Below are 5,877 nucleotides of genomic sequence, written 5' to 3' on the forward strand. Positions count from 1 at the left end.
CCACACCTCCAAAATCTTGGCCAAACCAGTCAAGCAACTTGAAAGCTTTGACCATTGCCCGCCACCCCGCGCGGAGCGAGTATTTCCCTGTTGATTACGGTTCCCCCAACCTAATAAAAAACACAGAGGGATTCTGGCAATGCGCGATTACTTGTCTGCCGTTTCACAGTTCAACTATCAGCACACCGTCGATGCCGCACTCGCGGGCGATCTCACTGCTCTCAATGCCTGTGTCGAGTGTTGCGACCGGCATGCCTTGCCGGGGCGCATCGCGCTGTTCTGGGAAGGTCGTGATGGCAGCAGCGCCACGTACACCTTCAGCGACCTGCAGGACAAGGCCGCGCGTTTTGCCAACTTCCTCCTGAGCCAAGGCGTGCAGAAGGGCGACAAGGTCGCCGGCCTGCTGCCACGCAATATCGAATTGTTGATCACCGTGTTCGCTGCCTGGCGCATCGGCGCGGTCTATCAGCCGCTGTTCACCGCCTTCGGCCCCAAGGCCATCGAGCATCGCCTGGGCTGCTCGGGCGCCAAAGTCGTGGTCACAGACGCGGTCAACCGCTCCAAACTGGCCGAAGTCGCCGATTGCCCGACCATCGTCACCGTCGGCGGGCCGAAGGGCCAGGGCATTGTCCGTGGCGACTTCAGCTTCTGGGCCGAACTGGCCAACTATTCCTCCGTGTGCGAACCGGTGATGCTCACCGGCGAAGACCCGTTCCTGCTGATGTTCACATCGGGCACCACCGGCCCGTCGAAAGCGCTGTCGGTGCCGCTCAAGGCCATCGTCGCCTTCCAGAGCTACACCCGTGACGCGGTGGATCTGCGCCCTGAAGACGCGTTCTGGAACGTCGCCGATCCGGGCTGGGCCTACGGTATCTATTTCGGCGTGACCGGCCCGATGGGCATGGGCCACCCGATCACCTTCTACGATGGCCCGTTCACCCTCGAAAGCACCTGCCGGGTGATCAACAAGTACGGCATCACCAACCTCACCGGTTCGCCGACCGCCTACCGTCTGCTGATTGCCGGTGGCGACGAGTTCGCCAAATCGATCAAGGGCAAACTGCGCATCGTCAGCAGCGCCGGCGAACCGCTGAATCCGGAAGTGATCCGCTGGTTTGCCGACAACCTCGGCGTGGTCATTCACGACCATTACGGCCAGACCGAGCTGGGCATGGTGCTGTGCAACCACCACGGCCTGGAGCACTCGATCCATATGGGCGCCGCCGGTTTTGCCTCCCCCGGCCACCGCATCGTGGTGCTGGACGAGGAATACAAGGAACTGGGCGTCGGCCAGCCGGGCATCCTGGCCATCGACCGCACCCAGTCGCCGATGTGCTGGTTCGCCGGCTACGAAGGCGCGCCGACCAAGGCCTTCGTCGGCAACTACTACCTGAGCGGCGACACCGTCGAGTGGAACCCGGACGGCAGCATCAGCTTTGTCGGTCGCAGCGACGACGTGATCACCACCTCCGGCTATCGGGTCGGCCCGTTTGACGTGGAAAGCGCGCTGATCGAACACCCGGCGGTGGTCGAGGCCGCGGTGGTCGGCAAGCCTGATCCTGAGCGTACGGAACTGGTGAAGGCGTTCGTGGTGCTCAGCGCGCAATACCGCGCCGCGCCGGAGCTGGCCGAAGAGCTGCGTCAGCATGTGCGCAAGCGTCTGGCGGCGCACTCGTATCCCCGTGAAATCGAATTTGTCAGCGAGTTGCCGAAAACTCCGAGCGGCAAATTGCAGCGCTTCATCTTGCGCAACCAGGAAATCGCCAAGGCTCAAGAGGCCGCGGCGAAGAACGTTTCAGCTTGAATCCAAGGAAACAATGATGCAGATCGAAAACAAGGTTTTTCTCGTCACCGGCGGTGCTTCGGGCCTGGGCGCGGCCACCGCTGAAATGCTGGTGGCTGCCGGCGCCAAAGTGATGCTGGTGGACATGAACGCCGAGGCCGTTGCGGCCCAGGCCCAGCGTCTTGGCGCGCAAAGCGTTGTTGCCGACATCAGCAACGAAGCCGATGCGCAGGCGGCGGTGCAGGCCACGGTCAAGGCCTTCGGCGGCCTCAACGGGCTGGTCAACTGCGCCGGCATCGTGCGCGGCGAGAAGATCCTCGGCAAGAACGGTCCGCACGCCCTGGCCAGCTTCAGCCAGGTGATCAACGTCAATGTGATCGGCAGTTTCAACATGCTGCGCCTGGCGTCGGCGGTGATTGCCGAGAGCGAGCCGGATGCCGGTGGCGAACGCGGCGTGATCATCAACACCGCCTCGGCGGCCGCCTACGACGGCCAGATCGGCCAGGCGGCCTACGCGGCTTCAAAGGGCGCGATCGTCAGCCTGACCCTGCCTGCCGCCCGCGAGCTGGCGCGTTTCGGCATCCGCGTGATGACCATCGCCCCGGGCATCTTCGAAACCCCGATGATGGCCGGCATGACCCCGGAAGTGCGCGATTCCCTGGCCGCCGGCGTGCCTTTCCCGCCACGCCTTGGCAAACCCGCCGAGTACGCGGCGCTGGCCCGGCATATCATTGAAAACAGCATGCTCAACGGCGAGGTGATCCGTCTCGACGGCGCCTTGCGCATGGCCGCCAAATAAGGAGGATTTGTCATGACTATTGCCAACGATCCAATCGTTATCGTCAGCGCCGTTCGCACCCCGATGGGCGGTTTCCAGGGCGAACTGAAAAGCCTGACCGCGCCGCAACTGGGCGCTGCCGCAATCAAGGCCGCCGTCGAGCGCGCGGGCGTTTCCGCCGATTCGGTTGAAGAAGTGCTGTTCGGTTGCGTGCTGTCCGCCGGCCTCGGCCAGGCCCCGGCGCGTCAGGCGGCACTGGGCGCCGGGCTGAACAAGTCGACCCGTTGCACCACCCTGAACAAGATGTGCGGTTCGGGCATGGAAGCGACCATCCTGGCCCACGACATGCTGCTGGCCGGCAGCGCCGACGTGGTGGTTGCCGGTGGCATGGAAAGCATGTCCAACGCACCGTACCTGCTGGACCGCGCCCGCGCCGGTTATCGCATGGGCCACGGCCGCGTGCTTGACTCGATGTTCCTCGACGGTCTGGAAGACGCCTACGACAAGGGCCGCCTGATGGGCACCTTCGCCGAAGATTGCGCCGAAACCCATCATTTCAGCCGCGAAGCCCAGGATGCGTTCGCCATCGCCTCGACCACCCGCGCCCAGCAGGCGATCAAGGACGGCAGCTTCAAGGACGAGATCGTGCCGCTGACCGTGACCGTCGGCAAAGAGCAGGTGACCATCAGCAACGACGAACAGCCGCCGAAAGCCAAGCTGGACAAGATTGCTTCGCTCAAGCCTGCGTTCCGCGATGGCGGCAGCGTGACGGCGGCCAACTCAAGTTCCATCTCCGACGGTGCGGCGGCGCTGGTGCTGATGCGTCGTTCCGAGGCCGACAAGCGCGGTTTGAAGCCGCTGGCGGTGATTCATGGTCACTCGGCCTTCGCCGATACCCCGGGCCTGTTCCCGGTGGCGCCGATTGGCGCGATCCAGAAGCTGATGAAGAAAACCGGCTGGTCGCTCAATGACGTGGACCTGGTGGAAGTCAACGAAGCCTTCGCCGTGGTCGCGATGGCGGCCATGACCCAACTGGAAATCCCCCACGAGAAGCTCAACGTCCACGGCGGCGCCTGCGCCCTGGGCCACCCGATCGGCGCGTCCGGCGCACGGATCCTCGTGACCCTGCTGTCGGCGTTGCGCCAGAAGGGCCTGAAGCGCGGCGTGGCGGCAATCTGCATTGGTGGCGGTGAGGCGACGGCGATGGCTGTCGAGTGTCTGGTCTAAGGCAATCCTCCATCCCTGTGGGAGCGGGCTTGCCCGCGATGAGGCCCAATCAGTCGACATATTTGTTGGCTGATACACCGCCATCGCGGGCAAGCCCGCTCCCACAGGTACCGTGTTGGATTTAGGTTAATGCGCAAATTTTTAAGGACTGGTCATGATCCCCAATGACGAACAACTGCAAATCAGCGACGCGGCCCGGCAGTTTGCCCAGGAACGGCTGAAACCGTTCGCCGCCGAATGGGACCGTGAACACCGCTTCCCCAAAGAGGCCATCGGCGAGATGGCCGAGTTGGGCTTCTTCGGCATGCTGGTGCCGGAGCAGTGGGGCGGTTGCGACACCGGTTACCTGGCCTACGCCATGGCCCTGGAAGAGATCGCCGCTGGCGACGGCGCCTGCTCGACCATCATGAGCGTGCACAACTCCGTGGGTTGCGTGCCGATCCTCAACTACGGCAATGACGACCAGAAAGAGCGCTTTCTCAAGCCCCTGGCCAGCGGCGCGATGCTCGGTGCGTTCGCCCTGACCGAGCCGCAGGCCGGTTCCGACGCCAGCGGCCTGAAAACCCGCGCGCGGCTGGAAGGCGATCACTACGTGCTCAACGGCAGCAAGCAGTTCATCACCTCCGGGCAGAACGCCGGGGTGGTGATTGTGTTTGCGGTGACCGACCCGAGCGCCGGCAAGCGCGGTATCACCGCGTTGATCGTGCCCACGGATTCGCCGGGCTATACCGTTGCGCGGGTCGAGGACAAGCTCGGTCAGCACGCTTCCGATACCTGCCAGATCCTCTTCGAAAACGTCAAGGTTCCGGTGGCCAACCGCCTGGGCGAAGAGGGCGAGGGCTACAAGATCGCCCTGGCCAACCTCGAAGGCGGCCGCGTCGGCATCGCTTCGCAATCGGTGGGCATGGCCCGCGCCGCCTTCGAAGCCGCCCGTGACTATGCCCGCGAGCGCGAGAGCTTCGGCAAGCCGATCATCGAACATCAGGCGGTGGCGTTCCGTCTGGCGGACATGGCGACCCAGATCGCCGTCGCCCGGCAGATGGTGCACTACGCCGCGGCGCTGCGTGACAGCGGCAAGCCGGCGCTGGTCGAAGCTTCCATGGCCAAACTGTTCGCCTCGGAAATGGCCGAAAAGGTTTGTTCCTCGGCGTTGCAAACCCTGGGCGGTTACGGTTATCTGAACGACTTCCCGGTGGAGCGGATCTACCGCGACGTGCGGGTTTGCCAGATTTACGAAGGCACCAGCGACATTCAGCGCATGGTCATTTCGCGCAACCTATAAAAAGGAAACCTCTACGTGAACTACGAAACGATTTTGCTGGAAATCCACGACCGCGTCGGTCTGATCACCCTGAACCGTCCGCAGGCGCTGAACGCGCTGAATGCGCAGATCGTCAGCGAAGTGAACCACGCCCTCGATGGCCTGGAGAAAGACCCGAACATCGGCTGCATCGTGCTGACCGGCTCGAAAAAAGCGTTCGCCGCCGGTGCCGACATCAAGGAAATGGCCGAGCTGACCTACCCGCAGATCTACATCGACGACCTGTTCAGCGACAGCGACCGGGTGGCCAACCGCCGCAAGCCGATCATCGCCGCGGTCAACGGTTTCGCATTGGGCGGTGGCTGTGAGCTGGCACTGATGTGCGACTTCATCCTGGCCGGCGATAACGCCAAGTTCGGTCAGCCGGAAATCAACCTCGGGGTGCTGCCGGGTATGGGCGGCACTCAGCGCCTGACCCGCGCCGTGGGCAAGGCCAAGGCCATGGAAATGTGCCTCAGCGGCCGCCTGATCGGTGCCGAGGAAGCCGAGCGTTGCGGGATCGTCGCGCGCATCGTGCCGAGCGATGAGTTGCTGGACGAAGCGCTGAAAGTCGCGGCGCTGATCGCGAAGAAATCCCTGCCGATCGCCATGATGGTCAAGGAAAGCGTCAACCGCGCCTTCGAAGTGAGCCTGTCCGAAGGCGTGCGTTTCGAGCGCCGGGTGTTCCATGCGGCATTTGCGACCCAGGATCAGAAGGAAGGCATGGCGGCGTTCATTGCCAAGCGTGAGGCGGATTTCACCAACAAGTGATGCCGCGTACACCATGAA

General features: G+C 63.5%; 5 protein-coding genes. All 5 read left to right on the forward strand.

All coding sequences use genetic code 11. The features are described from left to right. The first annotated feature begins 139 nt into the window (after window positions 1–139). The gene (locus tag K9857_RS29320; RefSeq protein WP_224541908.1) at window positions 140–1,804 is read left to right on the forward strand and encodes an AMP-binding protein; all 1,665 of its coding nucleotides are present in this window, start codon (window positions 140–142) and stop codon (window positions 1,802–1,804) included. 16 nt (window positions 1,805–1,820) lie between these two features. After that, complete coding sequence (locus tag K9857_RS29325; RefSeq protein ID WP_224541910.1) at window positions 1,821–2,582, forward strand: SDR family NAD(P)-dependent oxidoreductase; 762 nt, start codon at window positions 1,821–1,823, stop codon at window positions 2,580–2,582. A 12-nt stretch (window positions 2,583–2,594) separates the two neighbouring features. Then, window positions 2,595–3,788, forward strand: coding sequence for an acetyl-CoA C-acyltransferase (locus tag K9857_RS29330; protein ID WP_224541912.1), 1,194 nt, complete (start codon window positions 2,595–2,597; stop codon window positions 3,786–3,788). A 154-nt stretch (window positions 3,789–3,942) separates the two neighbouring features. Continuing rightward, window positions 3,943–5,070: an acyl-CoA dehydrogenase gene (locus K9857_RS29335; protein WP_224541914.1), complete on the forward strand. Its 1,128-nt coding sequence runs from the start codon at window positions 3,943–3,945 to the stop codon at window positions 5,068–5,070. 15 nt (window positions 5,071–5,085) lie between these two features. Further along, complete coding sequence (locus K9857_RS29340; RefSeq protein ID WP_175378044.1) at window positions 5,086–5,859, forward strand: enoyl-CoA hydratase; 774 nt, start codon at window positions 5,086–5,088, stop codon at window positions 5,857–5,859. The last annotated feature ends 18 nt before the right edge of the window (window positions 5,860–5,877 follow it).

The organism is Pseudomonas sp. REP124 (assembly GCF_020164475.1).
Lineage (GTDB): Bacteria > Pseudomonadota > Gammaproteobacteria > Pseudomonadales > Pseudomonadaceae > Aquipseudomonas.

Bases quoted from the DNA above. Each gene is read 5' to 3' on its own strand.
- K9857_RS29330 (WP_224541912.1), top strand. From the start codon at position 2,595: ATGACTATTGCCAACGATCCAATCGTTATCGTCAGCGCCGTTCGCACC.
- K9857_RS29335 (WP_224541914.1), top strand. From the start codon at position 3,943: ATGATCCCCAATGACGAACAACTGCAAATCAGCGACGCGGCCCGGCAG.
- K9857_RS29325 (WP_224541910.1), top strand. From the start codon at position 1,821: ATGCAGATCGAAAACAAGGTTTTTCTCGTCACCGGCGGTGCTTCGGGC.
- K9857_RS29320 (WP_224541908.1), top strand. From the start codon at position 140: ATGCGCGATTACTTGTCTGCCGTTTCACAGTTCAACTATCAGCACACC.